The following is a 16101-nucleotide window of genomic DNA, read 5'->3' as shown; positions in this document are numbered from 1 at the left end:
CGGAAGCATCCTGTTGCGGGCTTATTAGCCCGCGTGGTCCATTTTCAGGCTACAATCCGGGGATCAATAGACCCCTAACAGGAAGTTTTCGGATAAAAGTATCTGAAAAAGCTGTTTTTTTAGGATAAAACTGCCCTGCCTTCACAAGGCCGCGATAACACAATATATCAACTTAGTCTGATAGCTATAATGAAAATATGCAACAACGGCGAACGGAATTACTCTTCAGTTTATAGGCTATTGAGCACCAGCTTTAGGTAAAATCCGGGCATAAAAAAAAGGGGCCGAAGTCCCTTTTTAATTCAATAGATAAAGATAACTATCTATTTCTTCCGTTCCGGCATGGTACCGAATACCCAGTCCCAAAGCGGAGAAGATACGCCGTAAGCACGGTTCGGATCTTTATAATGGTGAATGCTGTGGTGGATCCAGAGCGTTTTCAGAAAGTTCTTAGGCGGGGCGTAGGCATGTACGGCATAGTGCACGAACAGGTAAAGCGCGTAGCCAAACAGTAAACCGGCTACAATACCGAATACAAACTGTCCGAAAACCAGTCTGAAGGTAAAGAACAGGAAAGAGGAAATAAACAAACTCACAATGGGCGGCATGGCCAGCCGGTCTTTATCTTTCGGGTAGTCGTGGTGGTTGCCGTGGAATTTATACTGAATGTTCTTTTTAAAATTATTGGTAGGCTCCATGTGGAATACGTGCCGGTGCGCCATGTACTCGATCAAAGAAAAGATCAGCCAGCCGGCAAAGAACAAGCCAATGGCCGAAAGCACATCGAGGAAGCCATGCATGAATCCATAATAGATAAGCCCGATAGAAATGGCAATGAAAATAGAAATCGGGAGCGCAATATGGGTTTTGGTGAGCCGCTCCAGAAAAGGGTTCTCGAACAATTGGGCACTGCCTTTATGATTCGGTTTCATAGGTATGGGAATTTGTACGTGTTTTCTTCAGGGTAAAAGTAGCTAATTTTGTTATATAAGCCTGCCATCGCTTAGCAACTGCTTTCGAAACGACTAATAAAAGCTGACAGTTGTGCCACAGCCTGCATATTATCCCGCGCTTCAAAAATAATACCAGCCTGTAAGTAAAACGGTTGCCGGGCCGTTATTGTTTGCGTTAAATAGGCCAGCAGTTCTGTTTCCGATTTTCCCTTAAGTAAAGGTCTTTGGCTTAACTCCTGATTTAAAAGCCTTTGCACCAGAACATCCGGTTCGGTTCTTAAATAAACTGTAGTGCCATTTTTGTTCATAAAAGCCATATTGTCGGAAAAGCAGGGCGTGCCGCCGCCGGTGGCAATTACCAGTCTTTCGGCAGAATCAGAAACGGTTTTCAGAACTTCGGATTCCAGTTGCCGGAAATAAGCTTCTCCTTTTTGCTCAAATAGTTGTGGAATGGTTAAACCGGCCTGCTTTTCGATAGCTTCATCCAGATCAATAAAAGGAAGGTTCAGAGTAGCGGCAAGCTGCCGGCCGAGGGTAGTTTTTCCGGCGCCGGGCATACCGATTAAATAGATGTGCATGGCTAGTCGAGTTTCACCCGCGGATCGAGCACGGTGTACATCAGATCGACGAGGATGTTGATGAGAATGAACAGGAAAGCGATGAACAGGGTTGCGCCCATTACCACCGGAAAATCGAGGTTTTCTACCGCCCGTAAGGTTACCGAACCCAGGCCTTTCCAGTTGAAAATGTATTCGATGAAGAACGCACCCGCCATAAGCGAAGCCAGCCAGCCGGAAACGGCCGTAATTACCGGATTCAGGGCATTTTTCAGGGCATGTTTCCGGATAATGTTGCTTTTTGACAATCCTTTAGCGCGTGCCGTCCGGATGTAATCCTGACTCAAAACATCTACCATAGAGCTTCGGGTTAATTGCGTAATAATGGCCAGCGGACGGATTCCCAGGGCAACTGCCGGCAGAATTAAATTACGCAATTCCAGCTTCCGGCCTTCAAACGGATCGATTTCGAATAACTGCCCGGTCAGGTTTAAGCCGGTAAGGTGGCTCCAGTAAAAACCGAAAGTCATGGCAATGAGAATGGCGGCTACAAAAGATGGCACCGAAATTCCCAGAATGGACGTGGAAATGAGCGTGTGATCGAGCCAGCTGTGCGGTTTAAGCGCTGCTAATATGCCAAATGTAATTCCTATTACAGATGCAATAAGCATAGCGGCGGCGGCCAGCCAAAGCGTTCCGGTAAAATGATCGAGCAGGATATCGGTTACATTTTTATTGCTCTGAAAGGAACGCCGCAAGTAAGGCGTTTTCCAGGCCAGCACTTTTTCGCCGGAAACCGGCACTATTTTCTTGTAATCGTATTTGGCTTGCGTAGCAGAATCGGCAGCGTGAATACCCAGCGGGGAAATATCGTTTACGTAGTAGAGCAACTGTACCGGCAACGGTTTATCCAAACCCAGTTCTTTCGTAATGGCTTCGCGCGTGGAAAGGTCGGAACGCTGACCGGCCAGCAAAGCTACCGGATCGCCGGGCAGCACGTTGAACAAAAAGAAAACCGTAACCACCACGCCCAGCAGGATCAGCAGGCCGTGCGCGAGTCTTTTAAGTAAAAAGGATACTGTTTTCAAATTTCGTTATTCGTTGTTCGTTGTTGATTCGAAGCTTTAAAGGTTCTGTCATCCTGAGCGCCAGCGAAGGACCTCGTTGGAGAACTGCAGAGAAATTAACGAAAAGCACTTATACTTCCAGAAAATCCCAGTTCGGGTTTGCAATTGCAATCAAAGCTTCCTTCTTAGCTCTCGTCCAACTTTTTGTTAATTACACCAGTGTAAAGCACGGATTTCTTAGGGTTTGTAATGATGTACACAAAAAAACAGGCCTTTCATTTTCTCGTTGTAGCTAATTTTCATACTGTTCGCCGACGAGGTCCTTCGCTGGCGCTCAGGATGACCTAAATTTCAAGCTCGTTGCTCTCTATCCGGCATCCCGAACAATGAATAACGAACAACGAGCAACGACCTTACAACTTCGATTTCACCTCTTCCGCTGTCGGTACATCGTTACGGCTCCATTTGCCAACTACGGTACCGTTTTTCAGGAGCATAATACCCGGATTGGAGCGCATCATAGTTTTGAGCACGGTAGCATCGGTGAAGTAGAAAGGAACGGCTAAGTTTTGTTCGTGGCGGAAAACGTCGAATTGCTGACCACCGCTGGAAGTTAAGGCCCAGATCTGGAGCGGAGCACCTTGCAGCTCTTCAACCAGTTTATTTATTTCGGCAAAAGCACTTTTATCGGTTTTCTCTACGGTATGCACCAGGATCAGGAGCTTGTTTCCGGTAAATACTTCGTCGGTAAACGTGCCTTCATCGTTCCAAACGCTGAAATCGGTGATCTTCGGGCCGGCTTCCGGGTTCAGGGGTACCATTTCTTTGTAAACCCAAGTGGTATCGGTCGGGTAAACTTCAAATTCCTTTTCTTGGCCGTTCTTCTCCATAATGTATTTGTAGCGAAGCGGTTCGGATGGCTTCATTAAAGCCGGAATGTTGTTGCCTACTTTATATGCCCGGAAATCGAGGATTGGTTCGTGCAGAATGGCGTACATACCCACCAGGAAGGAAAACGCGGTGGCTATCCCGGTTACAATGCCGGCCATCCGGTAGTTTCTCTGAGCCGGAATATAGCGTTTGGTCGCGATCAGAATCACAATCATAACCAGCAGCACAATGTCCTTTGTAAACGATTCCCACGGGGTAAGTTTAATGGCGTCGCCGAAGCAGCCGCAATCCGTTACTTTGTTGAAGTAGGCCGAATAAAAAGTCAGGAAGGTGAAGAAAACAATGAGCGCGAGCAGGGCATTCAGCACCGTTTTTAAATGCCAGCGCATGAGCAGGGCTACACCCAGGGCAATTTCCAGTACGTTCAGAAAAATAGCCAGGTACAGACTCAGCGGCCGGAAACTCAGAAAGAACGAACCGAAATCGTGGCCGAAAACTTCGAAATACTCTTCCAGCTTAATGGCAGTACCAGCCGGGTCGTTGATCTTAATTAAGCCGGAAAAGATGAAAAGCACTCCGACAAAGATCCAGCAAAAGCGCGTAATCCACTTCATAATGTTTGTTTTACCCCACCTAAATCCTCCCCTAAAAACAGGGGAGGACTTTTCGGCAGATGATTTTAGTTTGTTTTCTTTCGTTGTAGTCTTCAACCACCCCCGGCCCCTTCTTTGTTAGGAGGGGAGCTTTTGGGGCAGTAGTTTGGTTTTAGCTTCCGTTTTTTTATAGTAGCCTGAAAACGTTAGGCTTCCAGTCAAAAATCATTTTATCAACGCTCAGGCCTCATTTTCATTGCCGTCTGCTTTAGCTGACGGTTATTCAATATGCGTGCGGACAGGTCGCGACCTGTCCCTACAAAAAAACTCCCTCCCCTGTTTTTAGGGGAGGGTTGGGGTGGGGTCAAAACCCCAGCTTTATCAGAACGAAGACGGCGTAGTTTATCATATCCCGGTAATTGGCTTCCACGCCTTCCGAAATAAGGGTCTGGCCCTGGTTGTCTTCAATTTGCTTGGTGCGGTGCAGCTTCATCAGAATAATGTCGGTAATGGAGGTGATCCGCATGTCGCGCCAGGCCTCGCCGTAGTCGTGGTTTTTGTTTTCCAGCAGTTCGATATTCTGCTCTATTTCGCGGTTGTACATCTGCTCCACTTCTTCGGCCGAAAGGTTCATTTCCGGGTTGTTGAGCAGGTGCATCTGCATGAGCGCGATCACGCAGTAATTAATAATGCCCACAAATTCGGAGGTAATGTCTTCTTCTACCCGCTGCACGCCTTTCTCCTGAATAGAGCGGATGCGCTGGGCTTTGATGAAGATCTGATCGGTGATGGAAGGCAGCCGGAGCACGCGCCAGGCGGTGCCGTAATCCTTGGTTTTCTTCACGAACGTATCGCGGCAAACCGCAATAACCTTATTATATTCCTGCAGCGTTTGATTAATCAACTTTTTAATCTTACTTTTAAAACTATTGAACCCGAAACCGGATTTGAACCCGAAAGATACATTTTTTTCAACCAAAAGTACGCTTAACGTGGGCGGAAATCTCCTCTCACTTGCCGATCCCATAGCCATGGGGATCCTGAATTTCACGCCCGATTCTTTTTTTGCCGGCAGCCGTACTTTTTCCGAAAAAACGATACTGGAACGAACCGAAAAACTGTTGCAGGAAGGCGCTGCCATGCTTGACATCGGCGGTTACTCCAGCCGGCCCGGCGCTACCGATATTCCGACTGAAGAAGAGAAAAATCGTATCGTTCCGGCCATAAAAAGTATCCTGAAAGCGTTCCCGGATGCCATAATTTCCGTAGATACATTTAGGGCCTCCGTAGCAGAGGCTGCAATCGGGGAAGGAGCTGCGATTATAAACGATATTTCGGGGGGAAGTCTGGATGGCGCGATGTTTGCTACTGCGGCAAAGCTGCAGGTGCCGTACATCCTGATGCACATGCGCGGTACGCCGCAAACCATGAACAAGCTGACGCATTACGAAAATCTGATGCCGGAACTGCTGGCGTATTTTGCCGAAAAAGTTCATGCGCTGAAACAGTTGGGAGTGAAAGACATCATCATCGATCCGGGGTTCGGATTTGCCAAAACGGTGGAACAGAACTACGAAGTGCTGAATCAGCTGGAAAGCCTCAGAATACTGGGTTTACCGGTACTGGCCGGTATGTCGCGGAAATCGATGACCTATAAGGCTTTGGGAATTGCTCCGGAAGAAGCCCTGAACGGAACAACGGCCCTAAACATGCTGGCTTTAACAAAAGGCGCCAAAATTCTGCGGGTGCACGACGTAAAGGAAGCTGTTCAGACCATTAAATTATTTTTAAAGACAACACAACGTGATTAAGCTGTTTGCTATCGGTTTTATGGAAATTGGCTGGATCGACGTGCTCGACGTCCTGCTGGTTACCATTTTGCTGTACCAGCTTTACAAACTGCTTACCGGCAGCGTCGCGCTTAAGATCTTTGTCGGTTTCCTGAGTATTTACCTTACCTATTTAATTGTGAAAGCGGCCGGCATGGAATTGCTTACCGCCATTCTGGGGCAATTTATGGGCGTAGGTGTTATTGCGGGTATCATCCTTTTTCAGCAGGAGATCCGGAAATTCCTGCTTTTAATCGGGAAAACCACGGCTTTCAATAACGACAAGCTGTTCCGGGGCTTCCCGTGGCGCAAAGAAGAAACCACCGACCGCATGAACCTGACGCCGTTCATTGAAGCGGCCAAAAGCTTAGCCGGCAAAAACACAGGCGCCCTGATCGTTTTTGCCAAAAGTTCCGAATTACAGTTTTACGCCGATTCCGGCGATTTCCTGGATGCAGCCATTTCCAAGCGTTTACTACTTTCTATTTTCAACAAAACCAGTCCGCTGCACGATGGTGCTGTAATAGTAGCGAGCAACCGCATTAAAGCTGCCCGCTGCATTCTGCCGGTTACCGAAAGCGAAGATGTGCCGGCCTCATTGGGTTTGCGCCACCGCGCCGCCATTGGCTTAAGCGAAGTAACCGATAGCGTAATTCTGGTAGTATCGGAAGAAACCGGCCAGATCAGTATTGTGAACGAAGGCGCCGTTTACCGCAATCTTTCCTCGTCCGACCTCCGCTCCAAACTAAACCAGTTCCTCTTCGATTCGCGCCAGAACAAACCTGCTTTCGAAAAGCTAGGCCAACCTGCGGTTTAATTGTTTAATGGTTAAATTGTTGATTGCTGATTGTTAATTGTTGATTGTTTTTCCCCATTTGCATGAGGCGGTAGGCTGTGCGATCAGATGAATTAACATTAACTACTTTTACTTTTCCGGTGTAAAAACCTACTGTACTCCGGCCCGGAAACTATTTACTGCTTTTAGGCAAGCAGGATTGTCTGAACACGATTTTAAGGATTGATAAGATAGACAGGATTTTATTCCGAAATAGGAATAATTCGAATTCAGGAGCGAGATATGCTCAAGGAAAGAGGAATTTCGATAAGCTCCCTGTGAAAGCTTTAAAACCAATATTGTGAATACTTAAGCAGTTTCAAATACCTTGTACCTGCTCTTTTTTCTCTTCCCCTCCAAGCCCGTAGTAATTATTTTGGTCGGGAATAATTTTTATCATTTAATCCTATAAATCCTAGTTCAGACAAACGACCTTGTGTAACATCCGCTGCTAAACACCTTTGTAGTCCCAGGAAATAAGTTTTAATTTGTTAAAAACTTATTTCTATGTTCCGCCTTGTTCCCGTCCTTATCATTTTGTTTTGCAGCAGTTGCTCTTTTTTAGCTGGCAGCATATATGGTATCAAAAGTCCGAAAAAATTAAACCAAACCGAGATTGCTTCGCAAGCCAAGAAGTATAACATCCCACTGGAGAACTCTTTTGAACTGGACACAGCCTATTTTTTTGAACACCTGAAATCATTTGATCAAAAACGTTACTTCCAACAAATCAATAATCACAGCCAAGCCTTACAATCTCTATTTTTCGATAAAGACGGCCGGCTTCAGGTATTCTACATTAACTGCTACGCCGGTGGTTTCCCAAACTTAGCCTGGAACAAAGAAGGACAGTTCAATTCTTTTCCGCCCAAGCCACAAGCTCCGCTAGATTCGCTGCTAGACCTCCAAACGCTTAGCCGCTATTTAATACCCCTGCCAACCACAAAACCGCAAAATAAAATTTCAGCAGATTATACCATTGTGGTTTTCTGGAACCGGATGATGAACCGGCAGACGAAACACCTAATACAACTTGTTCAGGAAAATGCCGGCAAAGCCAAAGACCAACACGTACAGCTCCTGTATGTGAATACCGATAATTTGATGGCTACCAACTAAATTGAAAACGCTACGCCTTTTTCTACAAAAAGCATAGCATTTTTTAGGAAGATGGCTCAAAATTAAAAATCCCGGTAGCGCATGGTTTAAACCCTGAGCTACCGGGATTTTTAATGAGCGATTATTCTAAACGCTACTGTACTTAGAAACACTTTAGAAGACTTGAGAAAGCTCAGAAATCCATACCCTCATTTCCAAATCTTCAAATTTCCAAACCGCCAGATCCTACTTATTCGGCTGCGGCGTCATGCGGAGGTAAGGTTTAATCTCGCGGTGACCTTTCGGGAATTTGGCGGGGATGTCTTCGTTTTTAATAGCGTTGGAGATTACCACATCTTCGCCGTCTTTCCAGTCGGCGGGGGTAGCTACGCTGTATTGTGCCGATAATTGCAGGGAATCAAGTACGCGGAGGATCTCCTGGAAATTACGGCCGGTAGAAGCCGGGTACGTTAAGGTAAGTTTTATTTTCTTGTCCGGACCAATAATGAAAACCGAACGCACGGTAAGCGTATTACTTGCATTCGGGTGGATCATGCCGTAGAGGTCGGCCACTTTGCGTTCCGGATCGGCAATGATCGGGAAATTCATAGTGGTGTGCTGGGTTTCGTTAATATCGTTTATCCAGCTTTTATGCGATTCTACGTCGTCTACGCTTACGGCAATAACTTTGGTATTCCGTTTATCGAACTCGCCCTTCAGCCGTGCCACGGCCCCTAGTTCGGTAGTACAAACCGGCGTAAAATCGGCGGGGTGCGAAAATAAAACGCCCCAGCTGTTGCCGAGCCAGTTATGAAATTCGATAGTGCCTTCGGTGGTTTCGGCCGTAAAATCCGGGGCAATGTCTCCTAGTTGTAAAGCCATTTTATACTGATTAATGCACGGAGATCCGTTTCTCCGCCGGGTAAAACTACTAAAAAACCGGTTGTCTGCCGGACCTGAAAAACCTGTTTCGGCTGGCATTTTCTGCTAACCGGATTAACAAAAATATATTTTTCAACCTTTTTACAAATTAGGCTGGGGTGTAACCTTATAGTAGGGTTTCAGCTCCCGAAAGCCTTTCGGGAACCGGGCATGCAGCTCGCTGTCGGGCACCGAAGGCATGATAATGCAATCCTGGCCGTTTTTCCATTCTGCTCCGGTAGCCACTTCGTATTTGTCGGTGAGTTGCAAAGAGTCCAGCGCCCGCAAAATTTCCTGAAAACTGCGCCCCAACGAGCCGGGGTATATCTGCATCAGCCTGATCTTTTTCTGGGGATTGATCAGGAAAAGGCTGCGAATGGTAAACGTCTGCGATTCATTTGGGTGGATCATGCCGTAAATACTGGCTACTTTCCGGTCCGAATCCGCAATCATCGGGTAATTGATGGTTACATTCTCCAGTTCTTTAATATCTTTAAACCATTCGAAATAAGACTCCAGCGTATCCACGCTCAGGCCCAGCAGCTTGGTGTTGCGTTTATCGAACTCGGGTTTGAGCCGGGCCAGCACGGCCAGCTCGGTGGTACAAACCGAATGGAACGCCGAGGGATGCGAAAACAACATGCCCCAGCTATCGCCCAGCCACTTATGAAACTCGATCACCCCTTCGGTAGAGCCCACGGTAAAATCCGGGGCCATGTCTCCTAACTGTAACACCATATTTCCTACGTTTAGCAACTGCTGTCGCTTGCTATTTTCTTTAGGAAACCGGCAGCCAGCCGAAAGGTTTAAGGTCTAGGCATAAAAAAACAGTGCAACCCAAGCGGCTGCACTGTTCAGGAGGTTGAAATACTGGCTGAAACAGATTACTGATGCTGCGCGGAGCCTTCCGGTTGTTTCCGGGCTTTGGTCAGGAAATCCTGCAACTGGGCATCGTTCATCCGCATGATATTCAGCAAACCTTGGGCATCGTCGGCAAAGGGGTGGTTGCCGTATTCCCGGATAAATCTTCCCAGATACAAAGAAGCATAAGCGGTATCCTGCGCTTCGATGTAAGCGTTGCCCTGGTGGAAAAGCATCATGGGGCGGTTCTTATATTTGGGATATTTCTCATAAACGCTGCCGTAAATTTCAGCGGCTTCCGCATGATCCTGCAACACGCCTTCGTAGATCTGGGCTGCCCGAAACAAATAATCCGGGCTCAGGCTGTCCTGCGGGAAATCGGCGGCAAAATAGCGGTAATGTTTAATAGCATTCAGCGCCAGCGTTACATCGGGGTTTTCCTGCTTATCCACCGAAGCCCGGATCTGGGTTTCCAGGCTGTCGATCTTACTAACAGCTGCATCGCGCGGGCTTAGGTTCGCTCTCTCTTTTTCTTTACCCTTGTTGCAGGCAATCAAAAACAGTAGCGGTAAAAGGTAAAAAAGTATGCGTTTCATTTTTCTTAAAAGGGGAATGTAATGATTTGGAAATTTGAAGAGTTGGAAATTTGAGGATTAAACAACAGGAAGGCTTTTAGTGAAAACAACAGCGGCAAAAAAGCAATCTTACTCCTAACCTAAAACTTCATAGGTTATTGCCTTCATTCACGCCATTATTTGTGTTTTCACCGTAGCCATAACTAAGAAAGAAAGCAGGTCATTCTGAGCTTGTCGAAGAAACGTATGGAGATTACAAGCACTAAGCGAGCGTAGCAAGATTTGTCTGACTATCCATTTTAAAATATGCGGCCCCCATAAGTTCCCCCAACTTCGTTCGGGATGACCCAATAATCTCACACCATTGCTGGTGTTTTTACCGGCAATTCACATTCAGTTACATTTTCAAATCTTCAAATTTCCAAATCTTCAAATCGTCTGATTACTTTAAAACTCCCAGTTCCCGGCCTACTTCGGTGAAGGCGGCAATGGCTTTGTCCAGGTGTGCCTGGGTGTGGGCGGCGGAAAGCTGCACGCGGATACGGGCCTGTCCTTTGGCAACTACCGGGTAGTAGAAACCAATTACGTAAATACCTTTATCGAGCAGTTTGGAAGCGAAATCCTGGGCCAGTTTGGCATCGTAGAGCATGATCGGCACGATCGGGTGCACGCCCGGCTTAATGTCGAAACCGGCAGCGGTCATTTTCTCGCGGAAGTACATGGTGTTTTTTTCCAGGCGGTCGCGGAGTTCGGTGGTATCGGAAAGGAAATCTAAAACCGCAATGGAAGCGCCTACAATAGCCGGCATCAGGGAGTTTGAAAACAAATACGGACGCGAACGCTGGCGCAGCATTTCAATAATTTCTTTGCGGCCGGAAGTAAAACCACCCATGGCGCCGCCTAAGGCTTTACCCAAGGTACCGGTAATAATATCTACGCGGCCCATTACATTGCAGTATTCGTGCGTACCGCGGCCAGTTTTGCCGATAAAGCCCGAAGAGTGCGATTCGTCTACCATTACCAAGGCTTTGTATTTATCGGCCAGGTCACAGATCACGTCTAATTGCGCAATGGTTCCGTCCATCGAAAAAGAACCGTCGGTAACGATAATGCGGTGCTTCAGGTGCTGGCTTTCCTGCAGTTTGGCTTCCAGATCGGCCATGTTGTTGTGCTCGTAGCGGTAGCGCTGGGCTTTGCAAAGACGCACGCCGTCTATAATAGAAGCGTGGTTCAGGGCATCGGAGATAATGGCAGAATCTTCACCTAAAAGCGGTTCGAAAACGCCCCCGTTTGCATCGAAAGCGGCGGCATATAAAATGGTATCTTCGGTTCCTAAAAAGTCCGCAATTTTACGTTCCAGTTCTTTGTGAATATCCTGGGTGCCGCAAATAAAACGCACCGAGCTCATGCCGTAACCGTGGGAATCTATCGTGCGTTTGGCAGCCTCCGTTACACGCGGATCGGAAGAAAGGCCCAGGTAGTTGTTGGCGCAAAAGTTGATCACGTCGCCGGCTTCGTCGGTGCGGATATCGGCACCCTGCGGCGTGGTAATAATGCGTTCTCTTTTAAATAAACCGGCTTCCTGAATTTCGGCCAGTTCTTTTTCTAAGGCGGGTTTTAAGGTATCGTACATATTTTCGTTGTTCGTTATTCGTTGTTCGGTAAGCGTTGCTTGTAGTAGAAGTCATCCCTTAAATGGTTGCCATGTTGCAGCGTGCTTTTCTACTGAAAGCCGACGAGGTCCTTCGCTGGCGCTCAGGATGACAGGTGTATTAATGAGATGGTATTAATCATTAAAATACTAATCACTAATCACTAATCACTAATCACTAATCATTATTCACTAAATAAGGCAAAGATATTAAAAGGGGCGCATCTTTCGTTCATAATTTTTAGCTTTCGGGCATAATTGGTTACTTTGCATAAATATTTCACTCCAGCAATGAGCAATACAAAAGATACGATTTTAGTGGTTGGCGCCGGCGGGCAATTGGGTTCTGAACTCACCATGGAGCTCCGCAAACTTTACGGCGATGCCAACGTGGTAGCTTCCGATATTCAAACCCCGAAAAGCGAGGAATTGCGCGAATCCGGCCCCTTCGAAACGCTGGATGTGCTCGATAAAAACCGGTTGGGCGAACTCTACAGCAAATATAAATTCAAGCAGGTTTACCATCTGGCAGCCGTGCTTTCCGCCACCGGCGAGAAAAACCCGAAATTCGCCTGGAAACTGAACATGGACGGATTGTTCCACGTGCTGGATGCCGCACTTGAGCATAAGGTTGAAAAGGTTTACTGGCCAAGCTCCATTGCCGTTTTCGGCCCGAATACGCCCCGCGAGAATACGCCTCAGCACACCGTAATGGACCCGAACACGGTTTACGGCATCAGCAAGCAGGCGGGAGAACGCTGGTGCGAATATTACTTCGAGAAATACGGCCTGGACGTAAGAAGCCTCCGGTATCCGGGTCTGATCGGTTACAAAGCTTTACCGGGCGGCGGCACCACCGATTACGCCGTCGATATTTACCACCAGGCGCTGGCTCAGAAAACGTATGAGTGCTTCCTGTCGGAAAACACGTATCTGCCGATGATGTACATGCCGGATGCCCTGAAAGCTACATTAGATTTAATGCATGCGCCGGCTGAACAGGTAAAGGTGCGTTCTTCTTATAACCTGAGCGCCATGAGCTTCTCTCCGAAAGAAATTACCGAAGCCATTCAGAAACACATTCCGGACTTTACCATTAGCTACAAACCGGATTCGCGCCAGCAGATCGCCGATTCGTGGCCAAAGAGCATCGACGACAGCGCCGCCCGCCAGGACTGGAACTGGAAACCGCAATTTGGTTTAGACGAAATGACCGAAGACATGCTGGTGAACCTGAAAAAGATGCAGGAAATTCCGGCTTAGATTTTCCGCTGATTTTTATACCGTTTTCAAAAGCCTTCCTGCCAAAACAGAAAGGCTTTTTGTTTTCTTCCGCCCATTAAACAATCTGGCACTTTTCTCCACTGGCCCTCAGTTGGTTACGATCATCAGCAATTTACCGCTTGCTTCGGAAGGATTTTTAGGCATAAGTTTGCATCAGTTTAGAAATACGCTAAACAATTCACCCTTAATTTCATTATAAATACTATGAAAAAACTTATTTTATCCGCTGCTTTACTGGCCGGCCTGGCTTTCGGCGCGAAAGCTCAGACTACTACCACTTCCGATGAAGGTGGCATTAAGCCGGTAGCCGGGGAAGTAACCATGGAAGCCAACGTAAGCCTGCTGAACGGCGGCGTAAGCCTGAGCAACTCCCTGAACCAGCTCCGTGGCCGCTATTTCCTGAGCGACAACATGGCTGTGCGCCTAGGCGTGAATATCAGCTACAACAGCGATGCGCCACGCCCTGACGTAGAATCCCGGACCATTGAGTTCAGCCTGGCTCCGGGTATTGAGAAGCACTTTGCCGGCACCAACCGCTTATCGCCGTACGTAGGCGCCGACCTGCTTTTCGGTATTAAGAATGTGCATTTTGAAGATGAAAACGACCGCGGCGGCGGCATTGACCGCATTGAAATTGATGGCAGCATCGACAACGGCAATAACCGGGGCTTTTTCCTGATCGGCCTGGCCGGCGTGGCTGGTTGCGATTTTTACGTTGCCCGTCATCTTTACTTTGGTTATGAGTTAGGTCTGGAATTAAGCAGCACCAAATTATCGGAAGTAGAAACCACTACCACTTACAATAACGGCAGCTCCATTACGATAAAAACGCCCGATGAAAGCAATTTCAACTTTGGTCCGCGCGTGCGTAACGGCATCCGGGTAGGTTTTGTGTTCTAAATCGTACCGTTTTTATACATCACCTCTCAGCATCGCCGGAAATAGCACTTTCCGGCGATGCTGTTTTTAACCCTCCGGCATTCCCTGAAAGCGGCCAACAAACTTATGCGGGTTCCGTTTGTTTACTTCACAATTCCAATACCCTGAATTTAGCAAACTATTGCCCATGCCCATTCAAAAAGCCACTGATACTGAACTTCGCAGCCTGATTTTCGAAAATGCGCGGGTCGTTGTAAAATTTACCAAAACCGATTGCCCCGTTTGCGAACGCATGGGGCAAACTTTCCGGAAACTCTCGGAAGACGCCCGTTACCAGGATGTAAAATTCCTGCTCATGGATGCCGCCGAAAACCCGGTATCGAGCAAGGAAGTACACCTTTCCGGCACGCCGTTCTTTGCCGTGTATCTGGGCGGCATTTTAATTCAATGCAAGCTGGTGGCCGAAGAAAATGAACTGGAAGAACTGCTCGCCGAGCTGCATAAAGTTTAAGTTCCGTTACTAAGTTACAGGTTCCGTTATTAAGTTAGGGTTCTGAAAAATAAGGCTGAAAAAAATCGTAACTTGCGCCGTTTTTCAAAAAACCTAAAACTTCGTGAAACGATTTATTCATTCTGCCTGCTTTTCGTTGCTTATAGGCGCAGCTTTCAGCTTACCTGCCTGCAAGAGTACCACTTCGCTTAATACGGCCGCCCCGGTTTCCCAGGCCGCGCCGGCGCCTGCATTTGAGCGGAAACTCTCTACCATTAACGTACCGGTTTCCTTTAAAGTAGCCACGCTCCAAAGCAAACTGAACCAGGAATTTAAAGGCTTGCTTTACAACGACGAAAACCTGAACGACGACAACGTAGCCGTGAAAGTCTGGAAGAAAGGCGACGTGGGTATCCGGGCCGAAAACAACAAGATCTACTTCACCATTCCGCTGCACATCTGGGTAAAAGGCCAGTACAAATGGAAAGCCTGTGATATTTGCCCTACCCTCGAAAAATCGGAAAGCACCGAATTCGACTTTACCGCCAAAAGCGAAACCGCGCTGGCTTTTACCGAAGATTATAAAATTAAAACAACCACCGTGGGCGATTTTGCTTGGGGCGACACCAAACCCGTTATTGAACTCGGTCCGATGAAGATCGGTTTAGCGCGCTTTGTAGAACCGGCTTTGCGCAGCCAGCTGGGCGAAATTACCAAAATGCTCGACCAGGAAATTCAGGCGCGGGTAAACATAAAACAGTACATTCAGCAGGCCTGGGTGCAGGTACAGCAGCCAATCAAGATCGACGATACCTACGATGCCTGGCTGAAGATCACGCCAACGGCCATCCGCGTATCGCCGCTGGTAGCCCGCAACGGCGAGATCAGCATGCGCATCGGCATGAATTCTTTCATCGAAACCTTTACCAACGGCAAACCTGTTTTTAAAGCCAACCCAACCCTACCGAAACTGGTAACCGACAGCCGCATTCCCGACGATGTACAGATCGGCCTGAGCGGCGAAATTTCCTACGATTACGCCACCAAATTGCTGAAAGACCAGTTTGCCGGCAAAACCTTTAAGTTTGAAGGCTCCGACGAAGTAACCATTAAAGACGCCGCCATTACGCCCAGCGGCGACAAGCTGATAGTAATGCTGGACGTGGACGGAAAAACCAAAGCCGGATTTATTACTAAAAAAATAAAAGGGAAAGTATTCCTGCAGGCCGTTCCGTATTACGATGCCGAAACCGGTTCTATAAAAGTGCGCGACGTAGATTATAACCTCGAAACCCGCGACAAGCTGCTTTCTTCGGCAAGCTGGCTGGCCAAAAATAAATTCCGCACCATGATCCAGGACCAGATCAATTTCCCGCTGAAAAGCCAGTTAGAAGACACTAAAAAGCAGATCCAGAAAGCGCTGAACGAACAAGGCCGCGTGCACGAAAGCGTAATGCTGCGAGGCAAAGTAACCGACATTGTGCCGGATAATATTTACCTGACACCAACGGCCATTAAAGCCATTGTAAACGCCAAAGGCAACCTTACAATAAGTATCGACAAGCTGTAAAACGCTATAATTCTTTTAAAAAAAGTAAAGCCCGGCAACTTCTTGCC

16 protein-coding genes are annotated in these 16101 nt (G+C 47.5%); 7 read left to right on the top strand and 9 right to left on the bottom strand.

The window, feature by feature from the left end; all coding sequences use genetic code 11:
* Positions 1-323: 323 nt before the first annotated feature.
* From F0P94_RS08210 to F0P94_RS08190, 5 genes are all read right to left on the bottom strand, one after another.
* The gene (locus tag F0P94_RS08210) at positions 324-932 is read right to left on the bottom strand and encodes a sterol desaturase family protein (protein ID WP_150903390.1); all 609 of its coding nucleotides are present in this window, start codon (positions 930-932) and stop codon (positions 324-326) included.
* A gap of 71 nt (positions 933-1003) precedes the next feature.
* Positions 1004-1531 (bottom strand): shikimate kinase, encoded by a 528-nt coding sequence (locus F0P94_RS08205; RefSeq protein ID WP_150903389.1) that lies wholly within the window; start codon positions 1529-1531, stop codon positions 1004-1006.
* Between the two features lie 2 nt (positions 1532-1533).
* Positions 1534-2598: an ABC transporter permease gene (locus tag F0P94_RS08200; RefSeq protein WP_150903388.1), complete on the bottom strand. Its 1065-nt coding sequence runs from the start codon at positions 2596-2598 to the stop codon at positions 1534-1536.
* A 392-nt stretch (positions 2599-2990) separates the two neighbouring features.
* Positions 2991-4082 (bottom strand): BT_3928 family protein, encoded by a 1092-nt coding sequence (locus tag F0P94_RS08195; protein ID WP_150903387.1) that lies wholly within the window; start codon positions 4080-4082, stop codon positions 2991-2993.
* Between the two features lie 343 nt (positions 4083-4425).
* Positions 4426-4965, bottom strand: coding sequence for a DUF1599 domain-containing protein (locus F0P94_RS08190; protein ID WP_150903386.1), 540 nt, complete (start codon positions 4963-4965; stop codon positions 4426-4428).
* A gap of 25 nt (positions 4966-4990) precedes the next feature.
* On the opposite strand from F0P94_RS08190, the gene folP reads away from it, so the two are divergent.
* The 3 genes from folP (at position 4991) to F0P94_RS08175 (ending at position 7844) form a co-directional block, all read left to right on the top strand.
* A complete protein-coding gene (gene folP, locus F0P94_RS08185) occupies positions 4991-5872 on the top strand; it encodes a dihydropteroate synthase (RefSeq protein ID WP_317133060.1) in 882 nt (293 codons plus the stop codon).
* Positions 5865-6707 (top strand): diadenylate cyclase CdaA, encoded by an 843-nt coding sequence (gene cdaA, locus F0P94_RS08180; RefSeq protein WP_150903385.1) that lies wholly within the window; start codon positions 5865-5867, stop codon positions 6705-6707. The genes folP and cdaA overlap by 8 nt, the downstream gene beginning before the upstream one ends.
* A 525-nt stretch (positions 6708-7232) precedes the next feature.
* Complete coding sequence (locus F0P94_RS08175; protein ID WP_150903384.1) at positions 7233-7844, top strand: hypothetical protein; 612 nt, start codon at positions 7233-7235, stop codon at positions 7842-7844.
* A gap of 225 nt (positions 7845-8069) precedes the next feature.
* Here F0P94_RS08175 and F0P94_RS08170 read toward each other — a convergent pair whose 3' ends face one another.
* The 4 genes from F0P94_RS08170 to kbl all read right to left on the bottom strand — a co-directional run bounded on the left by F0P94_RS08170 (position 8070) and on the right by kbl (position 11813).
* The gene (locus F0P94_RS08170) at positions 8070-8705 is read right to left on the bottom strand and encodes a peroxiredoxin (protein WP_150903383.1); all 636 of its coding nucleotides are present in this window, start codon (positions 8703-8705) and stop codon (positions 8070-8072) included.
* Between the two features lie 141 nt (positions 8706-8846).
* Entirely contained in the window at positions 8847-9482 is a 636-nt protein-coding gene (locus F0P94_RS08165; RefSeq protein ID WP_150903382.1) for a peroxiredoxin, read from the bottom strand.
* A 146-nt stretch (positions 9483-9628) separates the two neighbouring features.
* A complete protein-coding gene (locus F0P94_RS08160) occupies positions 9629-10201 on the bottom strand; it encodes a tetratricopeptide repeat protein (RefSeq protein ID WP_150903381.1) in 573 nt (190 codons plus the stop codon).
* A 421-nt stretch (positions 10202-10622) separates the two neighbouring features.
* A complete protein-coding gene (kbl, locus tag F0P94_RS08155; protein ID WP_150903380.1) occupies positions 10623-11813 on the bottom strand; it encodes a glycine C-acetyltransferase in 1191 nt (396 codons plus the stop codon).
* Between the two features lie 309 nt (positions 11814-12122).
* On the opposite strand from kbl, the gene F0P94_RS08150 reads away from it, so the two are divergent.
* The 4 genes from F0P94_RS08150 to F0P94_RS08135 all read left to right on the top strand — a co-directional run bounded on the left by F0P94_RS08150 (position 12123) and on the right by F0P94_RS08135 (position 16054).
* Entirely contained in the window at positions 12123-13094 is a 972-nt protein-coding gene (locus tag F0P94_RS08150) for an NAD-dependent epimerase/dehydratase family protein (RefSeq protein ID WP_150903379.1), read from the top strand.
* A 225-nt stretch (positions 13095-13319) separates the two neighbouring features.
* Positions 13320-14015, top strand: a complete 696-nt coding sequence (locus F0P94_RS08145; RefSeq protein ID WP_150903378.1) for a hypothetical protein — start codon at positions 13320-13322, stop codon at positions 14013-14015.
* Positions 14016-14181: 166 nt separating this feature from the next.
* Positions 14182-14505, top strand: coding sequence for a thioredoxin family protein (locus F0P94_RS08140; protein ID WP_150903377.1), 324 nt, complete (start codon positions 14182-14184; stop codon positions 14503-14505).
* 103 nt (positions 14506-14608) lie between these two features.
* Entirely contained in the window at positions 14609-16054 is a 1446-nt protein-coding gene (locus F0P94_RS08135; RefSeq protein ID WP_225307151.1) for a DUF4403 family protein, read from the top strand.
* The last annotated feature ends 47 nt before the right edge of the window (positions 16055-16101 follow it).

It is taken from the genome of Adhaeribacter soli, from assembly GCF_008727925.1.
Lineage (GTDB): Bacteria > Bacteroidota > Bacteroidia > Cytophagales > Hymenobacteraceae > Adhaeribacter_A > Adhaeribacter_A soli.
This window is presented reverse-complemented; position numbering and strand designations above follow the sequence as displayed.

Coding starts and splice junctions, on each gene's coding strand:
- F0P94_RS08140 (WP_150903377.1), top strand. CDS start 14,182: ATGCCCATTCAAAAAGCCACTGATACTGAACTTCGCAGCCTGATTTTC.
- F0P94_RS08175 (WP_150903384.1), top strand. CDS start 7,233: ATGTTCCGCCTTGTTCCCGTCCTTATCATTTTGTTTTGCAGCAGTTGC.
- F0P94_RS08145 (WP_150903378.1), top strand. CDS start 13,320: ATGAAAAAACTTATTTTATCCGCTGCTTTACTGGCCGGCCTGGCTTTC.
- F0P94_RS08195 (WP_150903387.1), bottom strand. CDS start 4,082: ATGAAGTGGATTACGCGCTTTTGCTGGATCTTTGTCGGAGTGCTTTTC.
- F0P94_RS08205 (WP_150903389.1), bottom strand. CDS start 1,531: ATGCACATCTATTTAATCGGTATGCCCGGCGCCGGAAAAACTACCCTC.
- kbl (WP_150903380.1), bottom strand. CDS start 11,813: ATGTACGATACCTTAAAACCCGCCTTAGAAAAAGAACTGGCCGAAATT.
- F0P94_RS08210 (WP_150903390.1), bottom strand. CDS start 932: ATGAAACCGAATCATAAAGGCAGTGCCCAATTGTTCGAGAACCCTTTT.
- F0P94_RS08165 (WP_150903382.1), bottom strand. CDS start 9,482: ATGGTGTTACAGTTAGGAGACATGGCCCCGGATTTTACCGTGGGCTCT.
- F0P94_RS08150 (WP_150903379.1), top strand. CDS start 12,123: ATGAGCAATACAAAAGATACGATTTTAGTGGTTGGCGCCGGCGGGCAA.
- F0P94_RS08160 (WP_150903381.1), bottom strand. CDS start 10,201: ATGAAACGCATACTTTTTTACCTTTTACCGCTACTGTTTTTGATTGCC.
- F0P94_RS08170 (WP_150903383.1), bottom strand. CDS start 8,705: ATGGCTTTACAACTAGGAGACATTGCCCCGGATTTTACGGCCGAAACC.